The organism is Actinophytocola glycyrrhizae (genome assembly GCF_042653545.1).
Taxonomy (GTDB): Bacteria; Actinomycetota; Actinomycetes; order Mycobacteriales; family Pseudonocardiaceae; genus Actinophytocola; species Actinophytocola glycyrrhizae.
On the sequence record NZ_JBHSIS010000006.1, the window covers coordinates 753,578 to 774,894 of the forward strand.

29 protein-coding genes are annotated in these 21,317 nt (G+C 69.0%); 15 read left to right on the forward strand and 14 right to left on the reverse strand.

Annotated features, from left to right (window positions below; all coding sequences use genetic code 11):
* Positions 1-11 precede the first annotated feature (11 nt).
* The 3 genes from ACFPCV_RS14275 to ACFPCV_RS14285 form a co-directional block, all read right to left on the reverse strand.
* Positions 12-233, reverse strand: a complete 222-nt coding sequence (locus ACFPCV_RS14275) for a hypothetical protein (RefSeq protein ID WP_378056600.1) — start codon at positions 231-233, stop codon at positions 12-14.
* A 154-nt stretch (positions 234-387) separates the two neighbouring features.
* Positions 388-849, reverse strand: a complete 462-nt coding sequence (locus ACFPCV_RS14280; protein ID WP_378056601.1) for a hypothetical protein — start codon at positions 847-849, stop codon at positions 388-390.
* Between the two features lie 10 nt (positions 850-859).
* The gene (locus tag ACFPCV_RS14285) at positions 860-1,489 is read right to left on the reverse strand and encodes a hypothetical protein (RefSeq protein ID WP_378056938.1); all 630 of its coding nucleotides are present in this window, start codon (positions 1,487-1,489) and stop codon (positions 860-862) included.
* Positions 1,490-1,640: 151 nt separating this feature from the next.
* On the opposite strand from ACFPCV_RS14285, the gene wzm reads away from it, so the two are divergent.
* Genes wzm through ACFPCV_RS14305 form a run of 4 tightly spaced genes read left to right on the forward strand, consistent with a single transcriptional unit; the run spans position 1,641 to position 4,631 of the window.
* Positions 1,641-2,561: a galactan export ABC transporter permease subunit Wzm/RfbD gene (gene wzm / locus ACFPCV_RS14290; RefSeq protein ID WP_378056602.1), complete on the forward strand. Its 921-nt coding sequence runs from the start codon at positions 1,641-1,643 to the stop codon at positions 2,559-2,561.
* Between the two features lie 16 nt (positions 2,562-2,577).
* A complete protein-coding gene (wzt, locus tag ACFPCV_RS14295) occupies positions 2,578-3,396 on the forward strand; it encodes a galactan export ABC transporter ATP-binding subunit Wzt/RfbE (protein ID WP_378056603.1) in 819 nt (272 codons plus the stop codon).
* Positions 3,396-4,301 (forward strand): galactofuranosyltransferase GlfT1, encoded by a 906-nt coding sequence (glfT1, locus tag ACFPCV_RS14300; protein WP_378056604.1) that lies wholly within the window; start codon positions 3,396-3,398, stop codon positions 4,299-4,301. The genes wzt and glfT1 overlap by 1 nt, the downstream gene beginning before the upstream one ends.
* A gap of 60 nt (positions 4,302-4,361) precedes the next feature.
* Positions 4,362-4,631 (forward strand): hypothetical protein, encoded by a 270-nt coding sequence (locus ACFPCV_RS14305; protein WP_378056605.1) that lies wholly within the window; start codon positions 4,362-4,364, stop codon positions 4,629-4,631.
* Between the two features lie 90 nt (positions 4,632-4,721).
* Here the strand turns inward: ACFPCV_RS14305 and ACFPCV_RS14310 are convergent, their stop codons facing one another.
* Positions 4,722-5,129, reverse strand: coding sequence for a GtrA family protein (locus ACFPCV_RS14310; RefSeq protein WP_378056606.1), 408 nt, complete (start codon positions 5,127-5,129; stop codon positions 4,722-4,724).
* Between the two features lie 45 nt (positions 5,130-5,174).
* Here ACFPCV_RS14310 and ACFPCV_RS14315 point away from each other — a divergent pair, with 45 nt between their 5' ends.
* The 3 genes from ACFPCV_RS14315 (at position 5,175) to ACFPCV_RS14325 (ending at position 8,248) form a co-directional block, all read left to right on the forward strand.
* Complete coding sequence (locus ACFPCV_RS14315; RefSeq protein WP_378056607.1) at positions 5,175-6,515, forward strand: FAD-binding oxidoreductase; 1,341 nt, start codon at positions 5,175-5,177, stop codon at positions 6,513-6,515.
* Positions 6,512-7,267, forward strand: a complete 756-nt coding sequence (locus ACFPCV_RS14320) for a decaprenylphospho-beta-D-erythro-pentofuranosid-2-ulose 2-reductase (RefSeq protein WP_378056608.1) — start codon at positions 6,512-6,514, stop codon at positions 7,265-7,267. Before ACFPCV_RS14315 ends, ACFPCV_RS14320 begins: the two co-directional genes overlap by 4 nt.
* Before the next feature lie 216 nt (positions 7,268-7,483).
* Positions 7,484-8,248 (forward strand): SDR family NAD(P)-dependent oxidoreductase, encoded by a 765-nt coding sequence (locus tag ACFPCV_RS14325; protein WP_378056609.1) that lies wholly within the window; start codon positions 7,484-7,486, stop codon positions 8,246-8,248.
* On the opposite strand, the gene ACFPCV_RS14330 is transcribed toward ACFPCV_RS14325, so the two are convergent.
* The gene (locus tag ACFPCV_RS14330; protein WP_378056610.1) at positions 8,241-8,516 is read right to left on the reverse strand and encodes a hypothetical protein; all 276 of its coding nucleotides are present in this window, start codon (positions 8,514-8,516) and stop codon (positions 8,241-8,243) included. The two genes, ACFPCV_RS14325 and ACFPCV_RS14330, sit on opposite strands and share 8 nt — an antisense overlap.
* 90 nt (positions 8,517-8,606) lie before the next feature.
* Here ACFPCV_RS14330 and ACFPCV_RS14335 point away from each other — a divergent pair, with 90 nt between their 5' ends.
* The 5 genes from ACFPCV_RS14335 (at position 8,607) to ACFPCV_RS14355 (ending at position 11,318) form a co-directional block, all read left to right on the forward strand.
* On the forward strand, positions 8,607-9,455 hold the full coding sequence (locus ACFPCV_RS14335) for a helix-turn-helix domain-containing protein (RefSeq protein WP_378056611.1): 849 nt from the start codon (positions 8,607-8,609) through the stop codon (positions 9,453-9,455).
* 14 nt (positions 9,456-9,469) lie between these two features.
* Positions 9,470-9,709 carry a DUF397 domain-containing protein gene (locus tag ACFPCV_RS14340; RefSeq protein ID WP_378056612.1) on the forward strand — a complete coding sequence of 80 codons (240 nt, stop codon included), beginning with the start codon at positions 9,470-9,472 and terminating at the stop codon, positions 9,707-9,709.
* A 505-nt stretch (positions 9,710-10,214) separates the two neighbouring features.
* On the forward strand, positions 10,215-10,559 hold the full coding sequence (locus tag ACFPCV_RS14345) for a VOC family protein (RefSeq protein WP_378056613.1): 345 nt from the start codon (positions 10,215-10,217) through the stop codon (positions 10,557-10,559).
* A gap of 40 nt (positions 10,560-10,599) precedes the next feature.
* Positions 10,600-10,899 carry a type II toxin-antitoxin system Phd/YefM family antitoxin gene (locus ACFPCV_RS14350; protein WP_378056614.1) on the forward strand — a complete coding sequence of 100 codons (300 nt, stop codon included), beginning with the start codon at positions 10,600-10,602 and terminating at the stop codon, positions 10,897-10,899.
* A complete protein-coding gene (locus tag ACFPCV_RS14355; protein WP_378056615.1) occupies positions 10,896-11,318 on the forward strand; it encodes a type II toxin-antitoxin system VapC family toxin in 423 nt (140 codons plus the stop codon). Before ACFPCV_RS14350 ends, ACFPCV_RS14355 begins: the two co-directional genes overlap by 4 nt.
* 75 nt (positions 11,319-11,393) lie before the next feature.
* Here the strand turns inward: ACFPCV_RS14355 and ACFPCV_RS14360 are convergent, their stop codons facing one another.
* The 6 genes from ACFPCV_RS14360 to ACFPCV_RS14385 all read right to left on the reverse strand — a co-directional run bounded on the left by ACFPCV_RS14360 (position 11,394) and on the right by ACFPCV_RS14385 (position 16,489).
* Entirely contained in the window at positions 11,394-12,329 is a 936-nt protein-coding gene (locus tag ACFPCV_RS14360) for a decaprenyl-phosphate phosphoribosyltransferase (RefSeq protein WP_378056616.1), read from the reverse strand.
* A gap of 60 nt (positions 12,330-12,389) precedes the next feature.
* Complete coding sequence (locus ACFPCV_RS14365) at positions 12,390-12,971, reverse strand: phosphatase PAP2 family protein (RefSeq protein ID WP_378056617.1); 582 nt, start codon at positions 12,969-12,971, stop codon at positions 12,390-12,392.
* The gene (gene glf / locus ACFPCV_RS14370; protein WP_378056618.1) at positions 12,971-14,185 is read right to left on the reverse strand and encodes a UDP-galactopyranose mutase; all 1,215 of its coding nucleotides are present in this window, start codon (positions 14,183-14,185) and stop codon (positions 12,971-12,973) included. The genes ACFPCV_RS14365 and glf overlap by 1 nt, the downstream gene beginning before the upstream one ends.
* A gap of 52 nt (positions 14,186-14,237) precedes the next feature.
* Entirely contained in the window at positions 14,238-14,843 is a 606-nt protein-coding gene (locus ACFPCV_RS14375) for an endonuclease (protein WP_378056619.1), read from the reverse strand.
* A 155-nt stretch (positions 14,844-14,998) separates the two neighbouring features.
* Complete coding sequence (locus ACFPCV_RS14380) at positions 14,999-15,865, reverse strand: LLM class flavin-dependent oxidoreductase (protein ID WP_378056620.1); 867 nt, start codon at positions 15,863-15,865, stop codon at positions 14,999-15,001.
* A gap of 48 nt (positions 15,866-15,913) precedes the next feature.
* The gene (locus ACFPCV_RS14385) at positions 15,914-16,489 is read right to left on the reverse strand and encodes a hypothetical protein (RefSeq protein WP_378056621.1); all 576 of its coding nucleotides are present in this window, start codon (positions 16,487-16,489) and stop codon (positions 15,914-15,916) included.
* Positions 16,490-16,532: 43 nt separating this feature from the next.
* On the opposite strand from ACFPCV_RS14385, the gene ACFPCV_RS14390 reads away from it, so the two are divergent.
* Both ACFPCV_RS14390 and ACFPCV_RS14395 read left to right on the forward strand, forming a co-directional pair.
* The gene (locus ACFPCV_RS14390; RefSeq protein WP_378056622.1) at positions 16,533-17,357 is read left to right on the forward strand and encodes an HAD family hydrolase; all 825 of its coding nucleotides are present in this window, start codon (positions 16,533-16,535) and stop codon (positions 17,355-17,357) included.
* Positions 17,358-17,424: 67 nt separating this feature from the next.
* Complete coding sequence (locus ACFPCV_RS14395; protein ID WP_378056623.1) at positions 17,425-17,895, forward strand: SixA phosphatase family protein; 471 nt, start codon at positions 17,425-17,427, stop codon at positions 17,893-17,895.
* Positions 17,896-17,913: 18 nt separating this feature from the next.
* On the opposite strand, the gene ACFPCV_RS14400 is transcribed toward ACFPCV_RS14395, so the two are convergent.
* Complete coding sequence (locus tag ACFPCV_RS14400) at positions 17,914-18,261, reverse strand: hypothetical protein (RefSeq protein ID WP_378056624.1); 348 nt, start codon at positions 18,259-18,261, stop codon at positions 17,914-17,916.
* A 221-nt stretch (positions 18,262-18,482) separates the two neighbouring features.
* Between ACFPCV_RS14400 and cspE the strand changes: the two genes are divergently transcribed.
* Positions 18,483-18,686, forward strand: coding sequence for a transcription antiterminator/RNA stability regulator CspE (gene cspE / locus ACFPCV_RS14405; RefSeq protein WP_075126052.1), 204 nt, complete (start codon positions 18,483-18,485; stop codon positions 18,684-18,686).
* 75 nt (positions 18,687-18,761) lie between these two features.
* On the opposite strand, the gene ACFPCV_RS14410 is transcribed toward cspE, so the two are convergent.
* Positions 18,762-20,663: a glycosyltransferase gene (locus ACFPCV_RS14410; RefSeq protein WP_378056625.1), complete on the reverse strand. Its 1,902-nt coding sequence runs from the start codon at positions 20,661-20,663 to the stop codon at positions 18,762-18,764.
* A gap of 29 nt (positions 20,664-20,692) precedes the next feature.
* Positions 20,693-21,298, reverse strand: coding sequence for a class I SAM-dependent methyltransferase (locus tag ACFPCV_RS14415; RefSeq protein WP_378056626.1), 606 nt, complete (start codon positions 21,296-21,298; stop codon positions 20,693-20,695).
* Positions 21,299-21,317 lie beyond the last annotated feature (19 nt).

A 21,317-nucleotide genomic window follows, 5' to 3' on the forward strand; every position in this document is an offset into this window, starting at 1 on the left:
AAGTACCGGGGTCAAGAAGCGCGCCAGGTTGCCTCTCCCAGCGTGTCCGCGAGCAGGTCGCCGAAGATCAGCAGGCAGGCCAGGCACCGTTCGCCGTCGTCGGTGCAGGAGAGCTTGCTGTTCGGTACGCAGTGCTCGCAGAGCGCCTCACCGAAGTCGCGCCCGGCTTCCTCGTTGCCGAACGCGTGCACCCGGTTGTCGTACGCCGATAACCACCACTGGACTTCCACCATGACCCCGACCTCCGCGCCTGTTCCCACAGCTCAGGGTCCACGAATGGAGTAACCCGCAACAGAGTTGACCGTTGTTGACAACCAGTCAACAATTGCCACTTGAACGTTAAACTGTGAAGACCGGCAACGGAACGTGATACCGGGGCGCTGACGGCTACTCCGCGCGATCTTCGAGCTTGCGGAGCCGGTCCTCGTACTTCGCGACCGCGGTGAGACGCACCTTGATCTGGCTGTGCTCCCGGCGGACCTCGTCGATCAGCGTGCGTGCCTCGTCGATCTGCGGCTGGTCGGCGGCCGGCACGGCGGCGAGCTTCTCACGCAGCGACTCCAGCTGCGACTCCTGCGCCGCGACCTGCGGGATGATGCGCTCCAGCTCGTTGGCCGACCAGCGCTGGATCCTGTCGACCTCGTTGAAACGGCGTTCGAGGTCATCGAGCCTTCTCCGCACGTCGGCGTCGTCGCCCGCGAGCCGGTCGACGGTCCGGTAGTACTCGTCGAGGCGCTCGGCCGGAACGCGCTCGTTGATGCGGTAGTCGATCAGCCGCTTGATCCGGTCGGACACGATCGGCCGGGCCCCGAACAGGTTGCGGAGACCGTCGAAACTGTTGTTGCGCAATGTGTTTCCCTCAGCGAAGCAGCCTGGTGCGGCCGGTCTTGGTCCACGAGTCGAGCAGCCGCCCCTCGGCGGCGATCTGGTGCTCGGGCCCGACGATGCAGGAGTCACCGGCGGCGTGCATCCAGTGCGTCTGGTTCGGGTCGTCGATGAACGAGTACCCGGTCAGGAGGAGTTCGGCCTCCGGGTAGCAGGTCCGCGCGATCCAGGCGGCCATCGTGCCGGTCGTCGCCCACGTGCCCTCGGTGCGGCTGGGCAGGCCGAGCGCGTCCGAGAGCGGCAGCGTGACCTCGGCGTTGTTGACCGGCACGAGCCCGAGGTCGGCAGGCCACCAGCCCGGCAGGTTGTCCGGCTCCCAGTGCAGCCTGCCCGGCTCGACCATGAGGTACAGGCGCCTGCGGTAGTGCTCGAAAACGTACTTCGTCGCGCGGAGCGCCCGGTTGAACACGACGACGTGGGTGCGGCTGCCCACGGTCGGGGGCGCGCCGGGCTCGTCGGTGACGAACCCGTTGACCCGGAACACCAGGTCGCAGGCGTCGATGGCCTTGGCGCGTTCCTCGTCCGGCGGCAGCGGCATGTTGCCGACGACGGCGACGGTTCGTGGCTCCGGGTGTTCGGCATAGACGTCAATCAGGGTGCGCATGACGCTGTGCGCAGGGGCGACGTCGACCATGAGCGCAGAAGTTACCAGGGGCCAGGCGATCTTCTTCCCACGCACGGGATTTCGAAGTGACAACGGTGTGCGAGCACCGTCCCTGCGGGACCTCGGGTGGCCGCCGGTACTCTCGACAGCCGTGTCAGTAACGAGCGCTGCCGAGCAGGAACAGGCACCCCCACCTCCCCCCTCCACCCGTAGCTGGTCACGCGCGCGGGAGGACATCGTCGAGGGCTTCAAACAGCGCGAGCTGTGGGGGCACCTGGGATGGCAGGACATCAAACAGCGCTACCGCAGGTCGGTCATCGGACCACTGTGGATCACGCTGTCGATGGCCATCACCGCGATCGGCCTCGGACTGCTCTACTCCCAGTTGTTCGACGCCAGAATCGCGACGTTCCTGCCCTACATCACCGTCGGCTTCATCGTCTGGCAGTTCATCCTCGGCTGCCTCACCGAGGGCACGGACACGTTCATCCGCAACGAGGGCCTGATCAAGCACCTGCCCGCGCCGCTGACGGTGTACGCGCTGCGCACGGTGTGGCGGCTCACGATCATGTTCGCGCACAACCTGCTGGTGTACGTGGTCATCCTCGCCGTCTTCTGGGGCGCGCTGACCACGACCGGTTACACGATCACCGAAGGCGGCGCCCCGCAGCCGGGCATCGGCCCCGGCATCCTGCTGGCCATCCCGGCGTTCGTGCTGCTGGCGATCAACGGCGGCTGGGTCGCGATCCTGTTCGGCATCATCTCCACCCGGTACCGGGACATCCCGCCGGTCATCACGAGCCTCGTGAACCTGCTGTTCTTCATGACGCCGATCGTGTGGACCACCGACATCCTGACGAGCAGGTTCGACAACGGCGGCGGTCAGTGGAAGGTGCTGATCGCCGAGTTGAACCCGCTGTACCACTACGTGCAGTTGCTGCGGGCGCCGCTCATCGGCAACGAGCAGAGCTGGCACCACTGGGTGGTGGTGCTCGGGTTTACCGTTGTGGGGTGGAGCCTGGCCTTCGTGGCCATGCGCAACTACCGCTCGCGCGTTTCCTACTGGGTCTGAGTGAGGCGACAACGACATGGTCAGCATCAACGTCTGGGACGCCTCGGTCGACTTCCCGATCTTCGACGCGAAGACGCGATCCCTCAAGAAGGCCGTCCTCGGCAAGGTCGGCGGCAAGATCGGCACCGAGCAGAAGGTGCCGATCATCGAGGCACTGCACGACATCACGCTGTCGCTGAAGGAAGGTGACCGCGTCGGGCTCGTCGGCCACAACGGTGCGGGCAAGTCGACGCTGCTGCGCCTGCTGGCCGGCATCTACGAGCCGACGAGAGGGTCGTCGCGGATCGTCGGCAAGGTCGCGCCGGTGTTCGACCTGGGTGTTGGCATGGACCCGGAGATCTCCGGCCTCGAGAACATCATGATCCGCGGCCTGTTCCTCGGCATGACCCGCAAGCAGATGGAGAAGCGGGTCGACGACATCGCGGAGTTCACCGAGCTCGGTGACTACCTGCAGATGCCGCTGCGGACCTACTCGACCGGCATGCGCGTCCGGCTCGCGCTCGGCGTGGTCACGTCGATCGACCCGGAGATCCTGCTGCTCGACGAGGGCATCGGCGCGGTCGACGCGGCGTTCCTCGCGAAGGCACGCACCCGCCTGGTGGATCTCGTGAAGCGCTCCGGCATGCTGGTGTTCGCCTCGCACCAGGACGACCTGTTGTTCGAGCTGTGCGACACGGCCATCTGGATGGACGAGGGTCACATGAAACAGCACGGCTCGTTGCGCGAGGTCATCACCGCCTACAAGGGCCGGGATCCGTTCGCGAGCATGAGCGACGAGACGCTGCAGCGGCTGGACATCGCGCCGGCACTCACGACGAAGAGCGGCGAGGCCTGATGGGCACCCACGAGCAGTTGCCCGCGAACGCGGTGGTGGCGGTGGTGGTCACCCGCCACCGCAGGGAGCTGCTCGCCGACTCCCTGAAGATGATCGGTGCGCAGACCAGGCCCCCGGACCACCTCGTGGTGGTCGACAACGGCCCGGACGAGCCGGTCCAGGACATCGTCGACAGCTGCCCGGTGCCCTCGACCTACCTGCCCTCGCGGCGCAACCTCGGCGGCGCGGGTGGCTTCGCGCTCGGCATGCTGCACGCGCTCGCCTTGGGCGCCGAGTGGGTGTGGTGTGCCGACGACGACGGCCGCCCCGCCGACGAGAACGTCCTCGAGATCCTGCTGGCGGAGGCCGAGAAGCGCGGCCTCGCGGAGGTCTCCCCGGTGGTGTCGAACATCGAGACCCCGGCGAAGCTGGCGTTCCCGCTGCGCCGCGGCCTGACGTGGAAGCGCAGTGCCGCCGAGCTGGGCACCGACTTCCTGCCGGGCATCGCGTCGCTGTTCAACGGCGCCCTGTTCCGCGCGTCCACACTGGACGTCATCGGCGTGCCGGACTACCGCCTGTTCTTCCGCGGCGACGAGGTGGAGATCCACCGCCGCCTGGTCAGGTCCGGCCTGCCGTTCGGCACCTGCCTGCGTGCGGCGTACCTGCACCCGGACGGCTCGGACGAGTTCAAGCCCATGCTCGGCGGCAGGTTCCACGCGCAGGACCCTTCGAACGAGGTGAAGCGGTACTACACGTACCGCAACCGCGGTTACCTGCTGTCACAGCCGGGCCTGCGCAGGATCGGCATGCTGGAGATGGTCCGGTTCGGCCTGTACTTCATCGGGACGAAACGCGACCCGAAGGCGTTCCTGCAGTGGCTGAAACTGGTGCGACAGGGCCGCAAGGAACGCTTCTTCCGCTTCTAGCGGATTTGCTGTCGGTGAACCAGCCTTGCCGCTGACCGGCGACAATGCTGGTGTTGGGGCATGACTGACTCAAAACGCGCACTGGTGCTCCACGTGTCCAGGGGCGGCGAACCGCTGGTGTTCGCCCTCTCCGAGGACGGCGCACGCAACGTGGCGGCAAAGCTGCCGGACCTGCTGACCGACGGGGCGGTGTACGACCCGGAACTGGCGAACGGCTCGACGGTGGTGGTGAACTTCGCCCACGTGGTGACGGCCCACCTCGACGAACTGCCCCCACTGGCCAAGGTCTACGGCAGCGAACTCCCGAGAAAACACGGCTTCGCGAACTGACCCCGGCCCACCTCCCGGCGGCGCCGAATGCCCTGAAAGGCGCTTTCAGGGCGTTGGGTGCCCTGAAAGCGCCTTTCAGGGCATCCAGCCTCAGCGGACCCGGAACACCACGGTTCGCAACATCACGAAGTTGATGATCGTGGCGAGTCCCTGCGCGATCACCCACGCCACCGTGATCCGCCAGGAGAACGACGGCAGCCAGTGCAGCATCAGGGCGTTGACCCCGACGTTCACGAAGAACGTCACGGTGTAGAGCAGGGCGAACCCGCCGACCTGCCCGGCCCCACCGCGCCCGGCGGCGAAGGTGAACCGGCGGTTCAGGAAGAACGCGGTGGTGGTCCCGGCGACGAAGCTCAACGCCTTGGCGAGGTGGACCCACCAGTCCAGCGCCAGCAGCCCCTGGTAGACGCCGAAGTCGACCAGCGCACAGAACCCGCCGATCAGCACGAACCGCACGAGCTGGCTCACCAGTCGAGGCGGTGCGTCCACGGCGGTCACGGAGCCAGTGTAGGAGCCCACGCACACCCGGTTACCCTCGGTGCGGTGAAGCCAGCAAAGCTCACAGGCTGGGGCCGCACGGCCCCCACGACCGCACAGGTGGTCCACACCGACGACGTGCGCGCCATCGCCGACGCCGTGAAACACGCCGGTCCGCGCGGGGTGATCGCCCGCGGGCTCGGCCGCAGCTACGGCGACCCCGCTCAGAACGCGGGCGGCACGGTCATCGACATGACGGCGCTGAACCGCATCCACCGGGTGGACGCCGAGGCGGGCACGGTCGAGGTCGACGCGGGTGTCTCGCTCGACACGCTGATGCGCGCGCTGCTCCCGTTCGGTCTGTGGCTGCCGGTGCTCCCCGGCACCAGGCAGGTCACGGTGGGTGGCGCGATCGGGTGCGACATCCACGGCAAGGCACACCACGTCGAGGGCAGTTTCGGCAACCACGTCCTGTCACTGGACCTGCTCACCGCGGACGGCGAGATCACCACCCTCACCCCCGACGACGACCTGTTCTGGGCCACCGTCGGCGGGGTGGGCCTCACCGGCGTCGTGCTGAGGGCGACCCTGCACCTCAACCACGTCGAGACCGCGTACTTCCTCGTCGACACCGAGCGGATCGGCGGCCTCGACGAGCTGATGGCGCGCCAGAGCGTCGACGACGAGAAGTACGCCGAGTCGGTCTCCTGGTTCGACGCGGTCACCACCGGCCCGCACCTCGGCCGCGGCATCCTCACCCGCGCCAACCACGCGACGCTCGCCGACCTGCCGGGCAAGCACAGGAGGAACCCGCTCAAGTTCGACGCGCCGCAGCTGCTGACCGTCCCCGACGTCTTCCCGCCCGGGATGCTGAACAAGCTGACCGGCCGGATCTTCAGCGAACTCTGGTACCGCAGGTCGCCGACGAAGCAGGGCGCGGTCCAGAACATCACGCAGTTCCTGCACCCGCTGGACATCGTCGGTGAGTGGAACCGCGGCTACGGGCCGCACGGCTTCCTGCAGTACCAGTACGTGGTGCCCTTCGGCGCGGAGGAGGTCATCCGGCACACGGTCCGGCGGATGACGGAGACGAGGCAGGTCTCCGCACTGAACGTGCTGAAGCGCTTCGGTGACGGCAACCGCGCGCCGCTGTCGTTCCCGATGGCGGGCTGGACGTTGTGCGTGGACCTGCCGGTCCGCGGCGGCGCGCACGAGTTGTGCGAGGAGCTGGACGAGCTGGTGCTCGCCGCGGGCGGGCGGCACTACCTGGCGAAGGAATCCCGCGCGACGCCCGAGGTCATCGCCCGCGGCTACCCGCGCCTCGACGAGTGGCGCAAGGTCCGCGCCACCGTCGACCCGCAAGGAAAGTTCGCATCGGACATGTCGAGAAGGTTGGAACTGCTGTGATTGACGCGGTCGGAAACCCCCAGTCGCTGCTGCTGCTGGGCGGCACGTCGGAGATCGGTCTCGCGGTCGCCATGAAGTACGCCAGGCGCCGCCCGCTGCGGGTCGTGCTGGCCGCGCGGCCCTCCGAGCGCCTCGACAAGGCCGCCGAGGACCTGCGTGCCGCGGGCGCCACGGTGTCCACCGTGGAGTTCGACGCGCTTGACCTCGACTCCCACGCCGCCGTGCTCGACAAGGCGTTCGGCGACGGCGACATCGACGTCACGGTGGTGGCGTTCGGACTGCTCGGCGACGCGGAGCAGGCGTGGCAGGACCACGCACGCGCGGTCGAGCTGGCCCAGGTCAACTACACCGCGCCGGTGTCGGTCGGGGTGCTGCTCGCGGAGCGCCTGCGCAGGCAGGGGCACGGCCGCGTGGTCGCGCTGTCGTCGGTCGCCGGTGAACGGGTGCGCCGTTCGAACTTCGTGTACGGCTCGACGAAGGCCGGTATGGACGGCTTCTACCTCGGTCTCGGCGAGGCGCTTCGGGGCGAGGGCATCACGGTCACCGTGGTCCGGCCGGGGTTCGTGCGCACGAAGATGACCGAGGGCATGAAGCCAGCGCCGCTGTCGGCGACCGCGGACCAGGTCGCGGACGTGGTCGTCGGCGCGGTGGCCAAGCGCAGGGAACTGGTGTGGGCGCCCGCGCCGCTGCGGGTGCTGTTCTCGATCCTGCGGCACATCCCGCGGCCGATCTTCCGCCGCCTGCCGATCTGAGGCGCGCAGGTCGTCCACCGGCAAAGTCGCCGCGCTCCGGTGGACGGCCTGTTCCGCAACTTGCAGATCGCAAGCAATGACCCAGAGTACTCCTCGGTGCCCGTCCGCGACACCCGTAACGCCGTAACGCGTGACGAATAGCGCCCGCCGACCTGCACTGATGAGCGAGCGGCCGGTTCAGCGTCTCCATTGGCACACGATCCGAAGGAGACGGAAATGACGAAGAACGCGGTCATCTACGGCGGCGGCGGCGCGATCGGCACGGCGGTGGCGGCGGTCCTGGCGAAGCAGGGCGTGCGGGTCCACCTGGTCGGCCGGACGCCCGAGCGCCTGCGGCAGGCGGCGGCCGGGATCGAGAACGCCGAGGTCGCGGTGGTCGACGCGCTCGACGAGGCGGCCGTGGTCGCGCACGCCGAGTCGGTGGTGGCGCGGTTCGGCAGCCTGGACATCTCGCTGAACCTGGTCGCACGCGGTGACGTCCAGGGCCAGCCGCTGACGTCGATCGGTGCCGAGGACTTCCTCGCCCCGGTCGTGAACGCGGCACGCGCCCACTTCAACACCGCCCGCGCGGCCACCCGGCTGATGGCGGCACAGGGCAGCGGCGTGGTCATCGTGCTGAACAGCGGCTCCGGCCATGCGGGCAGCCCGATGATGGGTGGCACGGGCCCGGCCGACGCGGCACTCGACGCGTTGTGCCGCAACCTGGCGCTCGAGAACGGCCCGAGCGGCGTGCGCGTGGTGGGCGTGTGGGTGGCCGGTGTCCCGGAGACGCTGACGCCGGAGTCGCTCGGCGCGGTCGACCCGGCCCTCGGGACGCCGGAGGCACTGCGGGGAGTCCTCGCCAACCTGGACTCCCTGCGCATGACCAAGCGTTCGCCCCGGCTCGCGGAGGTGGCGGAGACGGTGGCGTTCCTGGCCTCCGACCACGCCCGCGGCATCACGGGCACGTTCGTCAACGTCACCGGCGGCATGTTCACCTGACCTGTTCGTCCCTGCCGGAGGGCTCGTCGAACCAGTCGATGTGCATCTCACCGAGATTGGCGTAGCGCTGCGCGACCCGCTCCGCGGAGACGGTGTGGTGCGTGACCGAGTCCTCCGGCAGGTAGAACAGGACGTCGTCCTGGCCCTCGAACTCCATGCCCCAGCCGATGATCGGCGGGGCGTCGGGGTGATGGCGCAGTCCGTAGACGGCGAAGAGGCGCGGCTTGGCGAGCCGGGCCAGTTCGGCCAGCGTGGCGATGGATGTCATGACGATGACGGTGGCACTGTGCCAGCCTGGCCAGCAATCCGACCGATCGTGTGATTGCCGCTCACCCGGTCCGCGCCGAAGGATGGCCGCATGACCGAGAACCCCAACCCGAGCGTCCGTTCCCGGCAGGTCTCGACGCTGCTCCGCACGCTACGCGAGGACCTCGGACTGTCCGGCGCGGAGGTCGCCAAGGCGCTGGGCATGTCCCCGAGCAAGATCAGCCGCATCGAGACGGGCAGCCGCGGCCTGCGCGTCGACGACGTCGCCGCGCTGCTCGGCCACTACCAGGTGCCGGAGCAGAAACGGGCCCAGATCCTCGACCAGGTAAGGAAAGCCGAGGAACGCGGCTGGTGGGAGAGCCAGGGCCTCGGCCTCCCCCAGCTCTGGCAGGCCCTGATCAACTTCGAGTCCCGCGCCACGAGAATCCAGAACTTCGAAGCACTCTTCATCCCCGGCCTACTGCAAACCGACGAGTACACCGAGGCGATCATCAGCAGTATCAACAAGACGCTGAGCAAGACGGAGCTGACGAACCTCGTCGCCTCACGACGAGCGAGGCAGGCGGTGCTGAACCGCCGCGACCTCCAGTTCCTGGCCGTCATCGACGAAGGCGCGCTCCGACGGCCGATCACGGTGAGTGGCGTGATGCGGCGACAGCTCCGCCATCTGGTGGACTCCAGCGAGCGGCCGAACATCACGGTCCGTGTGGTGCCCTTGCAGGCGGGGCAATACGCAGGACTCCAAGGTCCGTTCGCAATCCTTGAGTTCGAGGACGAGCCGAGCCTCGTCTACACGGAGAACCAAGTCACGAGCATGTTTCTCGACGAGAAGGAAGATGTGGCCGCCTATCGTGTCGCCCTTGGCAATATCCTGAACGAGGCACTGGAACCGGCCGAGTCCGCACAGTTGATCGCGAGCCTCGCCGAGGAGCACGAGTGACAGGAGACGGCAGCATGCACGCGCTGGACCTGCGGGACACACAATGGCGCAAGAGCAGCCGCAGCAGCGACCAGGCCAACTGCGTCGAAGTGGCGCGCCTGTGGCGCAAGAGCAGCCGCAGCAGCGCACAGGCCAACTGCGTCGAGGTGGCCTTCGCCGGTCCGGCCGTCGCCGTCCGCGACTCCAAGAACACCGACGGCCCCATCCTCACCTTCCCCGCGACGAACTGGGCCGCCTTCAGCACCGGACGATGAACGGGCGAAGCAGTTCCACAGCCCGATCCATGCCGTAGCGGCAGGCGAAGCGCCTACACCGCGAAGTCTGCGGCCGCCCGCGCCGTGAAAGGCGCGTTCACGGCACACGATGTGCCGTGAACGGCACATTCACGGCGTTGAGTGCCGTCAAAGCGCCTTTCACGGCATCGCCGATGTCCCGAACGCGCCGTTGATCAACCGTCAGCCCGCCGCTCCGTCCTCCCCGCCGTAGGGCGAGCGGAGGCACCCGGCGGCCGCCGTCACCAGGCTCCGCGTGGTGCCGCGAAGGTGAGCCGGCGTCCCGAAGGACGCTTTCGGGACGGCAGCGATGCCGTGAGAGTGCGGATAGGGACGCTGGGTGTCCCTATCCGCACACTCACGATGTCGGCGGTGTCCTGAAAGCGCCTTTCGCGGCACCGAAGCCGGGCACTACGCGCCCCGGCCCGCATAGCTTGTTCGTCTGGCGAGGCGATGAGTTCCGGGTCCGGAAATGGTCTCATCGCGCATGGATCTCTACAGCGTCATGTGTGTGCGCGACCGGGCCGCGGCGACGCGGTGGTACGAGGCGTTCTTCGGGCGGCCCGCCGACGAGGTCGTCGGCGAGGAGTACCTCTGGCAGGTCGGCGCGAACGCGTGGGTCGTGCTCGACGACCGGGACGCGCGGGCTTCGCGGGTGGGCGGCTCGATGATCACGCTCGGGGTCACCGGCCTGGACGGCATCCTCGCCCGCCTCGCCGCGCACGGCATCGGTCACGAGCCGGTCGAGACCTATGGCAACGGGGTGCGGCACGTGGAGGTCCTCGACCAGGACGGGAACAGCCTGTCACTCGCCGAGGCGCCCGCCGAGTGACCTCGGGACACAGTGGTACATCTTCAGGTACACTTCTTCCATGTCCGTTGATGACGATTGGGCACGGGTCGGCATTCGGGAACTGCGGGACAACCTCAAGGACGTACTGGAGAAGGTGGAGCTCGGCGCGACGATCGAGGTCACCAAGAACGGAAGGACGATCGCGATGATCGTGCCGAGACCGAGCGGGGACGCGACGGAACGGCTCATCGCCGAGGGCAAGCTGCTGCCGTCGCGCAGTGGGAGCGGCAGTGTCCGGCTGCCGCGGCGGGTGCTGCCGTCGCCCGGGAGTCCGTCGAGTGGTGAGGCCCTCGACGACATGCGCACGGAGCGCAGGTGATCTATCTCGAAACGTCCGCGCTGATCAAGCTGGTCATCGAGGAGCCGGAGTCCGGTGCGCTGGAGCACTGGCTGCTGTTACAACAGGAAACCGTCACCACCAGCATGATCGGCCGGGTCGAGCTGCTGCGGGTCTGCCGGCGGGTGGCGCCCGAGAGCGTGGCGCAGGCCGAACTACTGCTCGACGACCTGCCGATCATCCCGCTGACCGGGTGGCTCGTGGACGTCGCGGAGAAGGTCGGCCCGCCGGAACTGCGCACGCTCGACGCGTTGCACCTGGCAGCCGCCTTCGCCATGAGTGACGTGCTCACCGCGTTCGTCACGTACGACAAACGCCTCCGGGACGCCGCCGTGCTCACCGGCCTGCCCGTGAACGACCTAGTGCCGTCAATGGGCCGTTCAGGACGCCCAGCGCCCTGAACGCGCCTTTCAGGGCATTGCCACGCCGTCAACGCGCACCAAAGCCAGGGCGCTCCGCGCCCGACCCCGCAACATCTAGAGGAACGCGGACAGGGCCACGCACGCTACCCACGACGCGCCGAGGACCTGCAGGACCCGGTCTCGGAGGGCGATCTCCTCCGGCTCCCCCGCGTTGCCGCCGTCCACGTCGACCGCGTACCGCAGGACGGCCACCACCATCGGGACGATCGAGATGACCGCCCACACCGAGTTGGTGCCGGTGCGCTGCCGGATCTCGAACGCCCACAGCGCGTAGGTCATGATCATGATGGCGGCGGACGTGGCCCACACGAACCGCAGGTAGCTCGCCGAGTACTTCGACAGCGACGCGCGGATCTTCGCGCCCGTCCGCTCGAACAGGACGATCTCCGCGTACCGCTTGCCCGCCACCATGAACAGCGAGCCGAACGCCGTGACCAGCAGGAACCACTGCGACAGCGGCAACCCGGCCGCCGCGCCGCCCGCGATGGCCCGCAGCAGGAAGCCCGACGCGACGATGCACAGGTCGATCACCGGCTGGTGCTTGAGCCCGAGGCAGTAGCCGACCTGCACGGCCGCGTAGATGCCGACCACGACCAGCAGCCGCCAGCTCGACGCCAGCGACACCGCGAACGACGCCAGGAACAGGAACACCGCCAGCCCGTACGCCACCCTGACCGGCACGATCCCGGCCGCGATGGGCCGGTTGCGCTTGGTCGGGTGCGCCCGGTCGGCCTCGACGTCGATCGCGTCGTTGACCAGGTACACGGCCGACGCGACCAGGCAGAACGCGGCGAACGCGATGGCGGCGTCAACCACCACGTCCATCCGGAACACCGGGTTCGCGGCGTAGGCGGCGAACGGTGCCGCCAGCACCAGCACGTTCTTCACCCACTGGCGCGGCCGGGCCGTGCGGATCACGCCCCGCACGAGCCCGCCGCGGGGCGCACCGGCGGAGGACACGGAGGTGTCGCTCTCCGCCGTGCTACTCACGACTCCCCCTCGCAGGCTCCGGGGAGCCCTGCGTCCTCTGGTCCGCTCCGCAGGCTCCGCTCATGTCCCGCGCTTCCGGAGCACGCGGCGGGCCACGCCGCCGACGACCGCGCCCAGCGTCGCGCCCGCGAGCACGTCGCTCGGGTAGTGCACGCCGAGCACCAGCCGCGACACCAGCATCGGCGGCACCAGCGCGGGCACCAGGTTGCGGCCCGTCAGGCCCGAGTAGACCACCGCGGCCGCCGTCGTGGACGTCGCGTGCGACGACGGGAACGACAGCGACGACGGCGTCTTCACCAGCACCTCGACGGACTCGTCGATCGGCCGCTGCCGCCGCACGACCCGCTTCACCGCGATGGACGCGGCGTGCGCGGCGACGACCGAGGCCGCGCCCGCCAGCCAGTCCTTGCGGCGGTCGCGGTCGACGGCGGCGCCGACCAGACCGAGCGCGAACCACCCGGCCGAGTGGTCACCGAACAGGGACAGCCCGCGCGCGGCACGCACGACCGGCTTCCTGCCGATCGCGCGCTGGACCGCGGCGAGCGCCCTGATCTCGGCGGACCGCTCCGGCTCTGGAGGCGGTGTGCCAGGTTCGTCGCCGGAGCCGACGATGCGCAGACGAGCCGGAGCGGTGGTGGTCATCAGCCTTCCAGGGAACCGTCGAGCGGCGCGCCCTCGGAAAGGTGCGGCGCCACCTTGTTGTCGAACACCGACAGCGCCGACCCGATGGCCATGTGCATGTCGAGGTACTTGTACGTGCCGAGACGGCCGCCGAAGATCACGTTCCGCTCCCTGGCCTCGTTCTTGGCCAGCTCGCGGTACTGCTCCAGCTTCTCGCGGTTCTCGGGGGTGTTGATCGGGTAGTACGGCTCGTCGTCGTCCTTCGCGAACCGCGAGAACTCCCGGAACACGACCGTCTTGTCGCTCGGGTAGTGCTTGCGCTCCGGGTGGAAGTGCCGGAACTCGATGATCCTGGTGTACGGGATCTCCTCGTCGTTGTAGTTGACGACGGAGGTGCCCTGGAAGTCACCGGTCGGCACGACCTCGGACTCGAAGTCGACGGTGCGCCAGGTGAACCGGCCCGCCGAGTAGTCGAAGTAGCGGTCCAGCGGACCGGTGTAGACCGTCGGCGTGCCTGCCGGGATCCGGTCGCGCACGTCGAAGTAGTCGACGTTCACCCGGACCTCGATGTTCTCGTGCTCGGCCATCTTCGTGAGCCACGCGGTGTACCCGTCGACCGGCAGACCCTCGTAGGTGTCGTTGAAGTACCGGTTGTCGAACGTGTAGCGGACCGGCAGGCGCGTGATGATGTTGGCGCCGAGCTCCTTGGGGTCGTTCTCCCACTGCTTGGCGGTGTACCCCTTGATGAACGCCTCGTAGAGGGGGCGGCCGACCAGCGAGATCGCCTTCTCCTCGAGGTTCTGCGCGTCCTCGGTCTTGTACTCGGCCGCCTGCTTGGCGATCAGCTCGCGCGCCTCGTCCGGCGTGTGCGACCTGCCGAAGAACTGGTTGATGAGGCCCAGGTTCATCGGGAACGAGTAGACCTGGTCGGCGACCCGGGCGAACACGCGGTGCTGGTAGTTCGTGAACTCGGTGAACTGGTTCACGTAGTCCCACACGCGCTTGTTCGAGGTGTGGAAGAGGTGCGCGCCGTACTTGTGCACCTCGATGCCCGTCTCGGGCTCTGGCTCGGAGTACGCGTTGCCGCCGAGGTGCGACCGGCGCTCCAGCACGAGGACGCGCTTGTTCAGCTGGGTCGCCACCCGCTCCGCGATGGTGAGACCGAAGAAGCCGGAGCCGACGACGACGAGGTCGTAGCCGGAGTAGTTGTCAGAGTTGTCTGCTGGGGCGCTCACGGCGACTCAGGCTACCGGCGTGGTATGACATGGCTGAGGTCGGCTCACCTCGTCACGCAGCGCGCACGGCGTCGGCGAGCTTGCGGTCGAGGCTGACCCGGACGAGCGCGGCGGCGAGCCGGGGCAGGTCCTTCCTGGCGGTGAGGCCCGCGAGCTTGTCCGGTTCGGTCGGCAGGCCGATCTTCCTGGCCCCGTCCAGGGTCTTCCTGTCCAGGTAGGGGCGCAGCTCCGGCCACACGGCCTGTGCCTCGCGGCAGAAGATGTCCACGCCGACCGGGCCCATGCGCGGGAACCTCCGCAGCTCGGCACGCACGTCGCCGTCGCGGATCCCGCGCAGGTCGCCGCGGTGTTCGTCGAGCAGCAGCTGTGCGCCGTCACCGAGCGCGGTCGCGGTGGACTCGTCGTAGCGGACGTAGTGGGCGCGGCCGAGCGCGTCGACCCGGTCCTGCCAGGACGCGTCGACCATCTTGCGCGGCGTGCCGTACCGCTTCAGCTCCTTCGCCGCGTCGACGGCGATGTCCGCCTTGATGCGGGTGGAGAGCAGCGTGCTCAGCACGAGCAGCCGGTACAGCGGGGCGGGTTTGTCGGCGAGGGTGATGCCGGCCTGTTCCGCGTAGGTCGTGCCGGCCTTGTCGAGCAGTGCGCGCACGGTGTCCATGCGACCGGGTACCCGCGACGACGTCGGGAAACGCCGAAGACCCCCGTACCTCCCCCGGTACGAGGGTCCTCACCCCTGGCGTTCCCCTGCTCCTCCGGCTGTTCGCCTCGTCAACACTGACGCGGCGGGACCCCGGACCGTTCCCGTGCCCTGGGTCACTTTCGAATCTCGGGCAGCACCGTGGCGACGACCTCGTCCAGCGTGCTCTCCCGGCCCGCGTAGACACCGTCCGGGCGGGGCCAGTGCGTGATGACGTCGGTGAAGCCGAGCTCGGCTGCGCGGCCGAGAGCCTCGCGGAAGTACTCGGCGCTCGACAGCGAGAACACGGGTGCCGCGTCCATGCTCAGGTAGCGGTCCTTGCCCGCGCTGCCGGGCACGGCGGTGAACCGCTCCGCCAGCTCGGCGACACCCGCCCACCACTCGTCGATCGTGTCGCCGCCCTTGCCGGTGGTGAGCCAGGCCTGGCCGTACCGGGCGGCGATCCGCATCGAGCGGGGACCGTTGGCGGCGACCACGAACGGGGCGCGCGGGTGCTGGACGCAGCCGGGCGCGGACCGGGCGTCGACGGAGGTGTAGTACTCGCCGCCGATCGACGTGCGCTCGGCGGTCAGCAGCGAGTCGAGCTGCTCGACGAACTCGCCGTACCGGTCGACGCGGGCCCGTGGCGGGAGCCCCTCGCCGCCCATGACGACGTTGTCGTACCCGGCCGGGGTGCCCGCGCCGACGCCGACGAGCAGACGGCCGCCGGAGATGTCGTCGAGCGACAGCAGGCTCCGCGCGAACGGCACCGGGTGGCGGAAGTTGGGTGAGGCGACCAGCGTGCCGAGCCTGATCCGGCTGGTCACCATGGCCGCGGCGGTCAGCGTCGGCACGGCGTCGAACCACGGCCCGTCGACCAGCGACCGCCAGCCGAGGTGGTCGTAGGTCCACGCGTGGTCGAAGCCGTACGACTCGGCCGCCCGCCACCGCTGCTCGGCGGCGGACCAGCGGAACTCGGGCAGGATCACGATGCCGACACGCACGTGGTGCACGGTAGTCGATCAACGGCCCGCGAGCGCCCCGAACGCGGCTCAGTACTGCTGCGGGTAACCGTGCTGCGGCGGGTACTGCTGCGGGTACCGCGAGGGGCCGCGGCCGCGCATCGCGCGGCCCGTCGCGGGCAGCACGGCGACCACGGTCGCGGCGAGCCACAGGACCCACGACACCAGCGCCATGGCGATGAACTCACCACCGTCGTTGGAGAGGATCCAGATGATCGCGTACAGGTAGTACACCGTCATCAGGGCGCCGATGACCGCGAGGATCCAGCGCACGAACTCCAGGCGCGCGAACATGACCAGGCCGAACAGGATCGACGAGCACGCGACCGACATGGTCGCCGAGATCGCGAAGTCGACGTTGCCGGTGAGGTCCTCGGTGAACGCGACCCCCACCAGCCCGGCGATCATCGACGCGTTGTCGGCCGAGCCGTCCCAGCCGGCGATCGCGAGCATGAGCGCGAGCGCACCGCACACGATGAACGCGATCGCCGTGAGGTACCCCAGAGCGGGGCTGGGCGGTCCGTACCCGTACGGAGCGTAACCGGGCGGTGGCGGCCCGTACGGCTGGTACCCCTGCGGCCCATGACCCTGTGGTGGGTAGCTCACGAATCGCACCGTAGCCCATTCCGGCTCAGGGAAGATGGGTGTCGTGCACCGACCCGACCTTGTTGCCTCCGACGTGGACGGCACCCTGCTGGACCCGGCCGAACGCGTCACCGACCGCACCGCGCGGGTGATCGACCGCGTACTGACAGACGGCATCCCGTTCGTGCTGGTCAGCGGCAGGCCACCGAGGTGGATCCCGCGGGTCGCGGAGGCCGCCGGACTGACCGGGTACGCGGTGTGCGCGAACGGCGCGTCCGTCTACGACATCGGCGCCGACGAGGTGCTGCACGTGCGGGACCTGACGCCGCTGCAGCTCCAGGACGTGGTCAGGGCGGTCGAGGCGGCGCTGCCCGGCATCAAGGTCGCCGCGGAGCGGACCGCGGTCGGCACCCGGCAGCCGGAACCGTTCGCGATCGAGCCGGGGTTCCGCAGCCCGTGGGGCAACCCGAACGGCGAGACCGACTCGCCGGACCTCGCGGCCAGGGCCGAGGTGGTCGGCAAGCCCGCCACGAAGCTGCTGGTCCGGCACCCCGGCATGACCAGCGGTCAGATGGCCGAGGCGATGGCGGCCGTGATCGGGGACATGGACCTCGAACTCACGTACTCGACGAACAGCGGGCTGGTCGAGGTCTCCGCGGGCGGCGTGACGAAGGCGTCCGGGCTCGAATGGGTGTGCCGGGAGCTGGGCATCGACGCGGAACGGGTGGTCGCGTTCGGCGACATGCCCAACGACGTGCCCATGCTCGGCTGGGCAGGCCACGGCGTCGCGATGGCCAACGCCCACGACGACCTGCTGGCCGTCGCCAACGAGGTCACCGCCCCGAACTCCGAGGACGGCGTGGCGCAGGTACTGGAGCGGTGGTTCTAGCCCGCCTCCCCGCGGTCACCCGCCGAACCGGGACGCGGCGGTGCTCGGACGCGCCTAACATCGGCCTGTGGAGCGCACCCTCGTAGTCATCCGGCACGCGAAGTCCGACTGGACGCACGACCTGCCCGACGACCAGCGGCCGCTCAACCCGCGTGGGCGGCGTGAGGCCCCGCTGATCGGGCCGTGGGTGACCGAGCACGTCGGGGCGGTCGACCTGGTGATCTGCTCGACGGCGGCGCGTGCGCGGGAGACCCTCGCCGGGTCCGGGCTGACCGCGGCACAGGTGCGGCACGACGAGCGGGTGTACGCGGCCACGCCACAGGACCTGATGTCGGTGCTGGACGAGGTGTCCGACGAGCTGGGCGCGGTCGCGCTGGTCGGGCACAACCCCGGCCTGTCCGAGCTGGTGGGGGTGCTGACCGGCGAGGCGGTGGAGCTGAAGACGTCGGCCGTCGCGGTCGTTGCCTGGCAGGGTGGCTGGCCGGACGTGTGGGCGCGCGGCGCAAGCCTGGTCAGCCACGCGACTCCGCGTGGCTGACCAGGGGGAACACGGGTCTCAGTCGGTCTCTTTGGCGGCACGCAACGCGATCGGCGCGCCTGCCAGATCCTCCTCGTTGCAGAGGAGCTTCACGTCGTAGTACGGGGAGTCGCCACCTTCGTCGTAGTCCAGGTGTATCGCGATGACGTCTACGGGTTCACCCAGCCATTCCTGTGTGCGCCGGAGCCACGCCGCGGAACGTTCGAGGGCGGTCGGCAGATCGTCGTCACGGAACTCGACCGGGCGATAGGGGACCCCATAGACCTGATCCTCCTGGTGGGAGGGCTTGGGGAGGTCGACGGAGACGCCGGAGTCGTCCAGGTTCAGTGCGATTGATCGGGGCTGGTCACTAGCGAGCTCGCTCACCCTACGAGGGTCTCCCAGCACGTGAATGCCCGCAACCCTTCTAGTGCGTTCTCTGCGCTCTGTGTGGTTCACTGGTCACGGTCGTAAATAGTTCGTGTTCGATTCACGCTCGCGGACGATTGCGGGCGCGCGGGTTGGCTTCTCCAGGTTGAGTCGCCGTCTGAACGACCAAGGGTTGTCGCGACCGCGGCGGCTTGCACAGCAGTATCAGGAGATATGTAGTGGCACAGGGAACTGTGAAGTGGTTCAACTCCGAGAAGGGCTTCGGCTTCATCGCGCCGGACGACGGTAGCGCTGACGTCTTCGTCCACTACTCGGAGATCCAGGGCAACGGCTTCCGCAGCCTGGACGAGAACCAGCGCGTGGAGTTCGAGATCGGCCAGGGCCAGAAGGGCCCGCAGGCCACCGGCGTGCGTGCCGTCTGATCTCGCCAAGTTGCGAATGATTGAGGCCGCCAGGGTCCAGGCCCTGGCGGCCTCTCTCGTGTCGGGGCTCTCCGGCTAGTCCTGGAAGACCTTGCGCCACGACTCGGCGGAGGTCAGCTCCGGCAGCGCCGACTTGTACTGCTCGACCAGCGCGGGCCACTCGGCGAACAGGCGCTTGTAGGTCTGCGTCGTCCGCATCGCCAGCTCGCGGAACACCTTCGGGTCGCGGCGGCGGAACGCCACCCCGCTGCCGTCCGGGTTCGAGACGGTCGCGCTGTCCAGGTTGCCGAGCAGGAACCACGGCGCACCGCCCGCGGACAGGTTGACCTGCGGCCGGTCCACCGCGTCCGGGTTCGGCGAACGCAGGTTGTGCACCAGCGCCTTGCCCGCCCGCAGCGCGATCTTCGCCGGGTGCACCGGCGGGTGCATCATCTGCTCGGCCTTCGCCATGTCGAAGCTCGGCGGCGGGAACTCCCGCGCCGACGCCTGGAACTGCGCGTCCGTGTACTTCTTGCGGATCGCCTGGACCTCGGGCAGCGCGGTGCCGAGCTTGTCGAACAACTTGTCCGGCCCGGCCATGAAGTCCTCGAGCGCCTTCAGCTCCAGCGCCACGGTCGAGTACTCCATCGACAGCAGCCGCCGGACCGTGGACCGCGCGCCCTGCTTCAGCAGCGTTTTGCGCATGTCGTACGGGCTGTGCAGCGCGGCCATCACCAGCCGGTTGCGCAGGTGGAAGTAGACCGTCCAGTCCTTGGTGTCGTTCTTGTCGGTCCACGGCTCGTGCCACACCGCGGACCCCGGCAGCGTCACCGTCGGGATGTCCTGCGCCAGCGCCCGCAGCGAGTACTCGGCGTCGTCGCACTTGATGAACAGCGGCACCGGGAGGCCGACCTTCTCCACGACCTCACGCGGGAACAGGCACATCCACCAGCCGTTGTAGGTGGAGTCGATGCGCCGGTGCAGCGGCCGGGTCTCCCGCAGCGAGCCGGTGCCGAAGTCGTGGTCGGTGATGGCGCCCGGCGCGGGCCGCCACACGAACGAGCCGAGGTCGACGATCTCGCCCATGGTGTGCAGGCGCGACCTGGCCTGCAGGTTCAGCATCTGGCTGCCGACGATCATCGGCTTGGCCGCCGCGCGGGCGAACGCGTTGGAACGCAGGATCGAGTCCGCCTCCAGCGCGATGTCGTCGTCCATCAGCAGGATCTGGTCGACGGTGCCGGGGTTGGTGTGCTCGATCGACTCGAACAGCGCCCTGGTGAAGCCGCCGCAGCCGCCGAGGTTGCCCTGCTCGATGACCGAGAGGCGCTCGCCGAGGGCGGCCTTGACCTCCTCGTACCGCTCGTGCTGGCGGATCTTCTTCTGGCCCTGGTCGGCGACGTAGACCTTGGCGATCACGTCGAGCACCGCGGGGTCCTCCGCGAGCGCGAGCAGCGACACCACGCAGTCGTCGAGGCGGTTGAACGTGGTCGTGCCGACGGCCAGCTTCTTCACCGGCAGCGGCTCGTCGGCCAGCCATTCGGCCGCGCCGATGGTCAGCTCGACGTTCTCGGTGTACACGTCGAACCACAGCCAGCCGCCGTCCTCGAACGGCTTCAGCGTCGTGCGGAACTCGAAGGTCTCCCAGTCCGACTCCGCGTGCACCGGCGCGCCGGTCAGGTGGACGACGTCGCCGCTGGGCTTCGAGCGGTACACCTCGATCCGGCCGGCGCCCTTGACCCGCAGCCGCAGGGTGACGTCCTCGATGACCGTCCAGCGCTTCCAGTAGCTCGCCGGGAAGGCGTTGAAGTAGGAGGCGAACGACACCCTGGCCGACGGCGGGATGACGACCTCACGCCGCGAGGCGACGTGGCTGTGCACGCTCGAAGGCTCGTCGAGGTACAGCGGACGGACGTCGAGCGGGTCGCGGTCCCTCGGCAGGATCACGCGCTGCAGCACGCGGTTGGGATCCGGGGTGCTGTCGGTCGCCTGCTCGGCCACGGTTCTGCTCCTCCAGTGTGGGGGCTAGCTCATGCCGTGCGGTCGGCGACCAGCACGAACTCGTTGTAGGTGAACGCCTTGCCCGCGAAACGGGGCAGGGGGAACGACTGCCGCCTGGTCCTGGTGAACCCCACCTGGTGGGCGACGTCGGTGAGCGCGTCGAAGTCGGAGAACGCGACGTGCGTGCTGTCACTCGCGTAGCCGCGCTCCTGCGGGCAGATCAGCACCAGGCGCGCGTCGTCCGACAGGTACTCCACGTAGCCGGAGAGGATCCTGATCGCGTCCTCCCTCGGCATGTGCTCGACGAGGTGCGCGGCGAGCATGCCGTGAAACCGGCCCGGTTTCGCGTACTCGCTCTCGGCGAACTCGTCGGTGGTGAACGCGGTGAGCCCGCGCTCACGGCACGTCTCGACGGAGGTCCTGTTGTGGTCGACCCCGACCCCGCGCGGCGCGAGGTGGGCGAGGCAGCGGCCGATGCCGCACCCGACGTCGAGCACCTCGCGGTCACCGAACAGGCGGCGGAGGTTCCACCGGTAGGGCGCCTGTACGTCCAGAACCCGCTTCCACAGCGGCAGTTCGAGCCGCTTGAGCCGGTTGGTGTACTCCTCGCCCTCGGTCGATTCCAGGGAAGCCATTGACCACAAGTCCTATCCG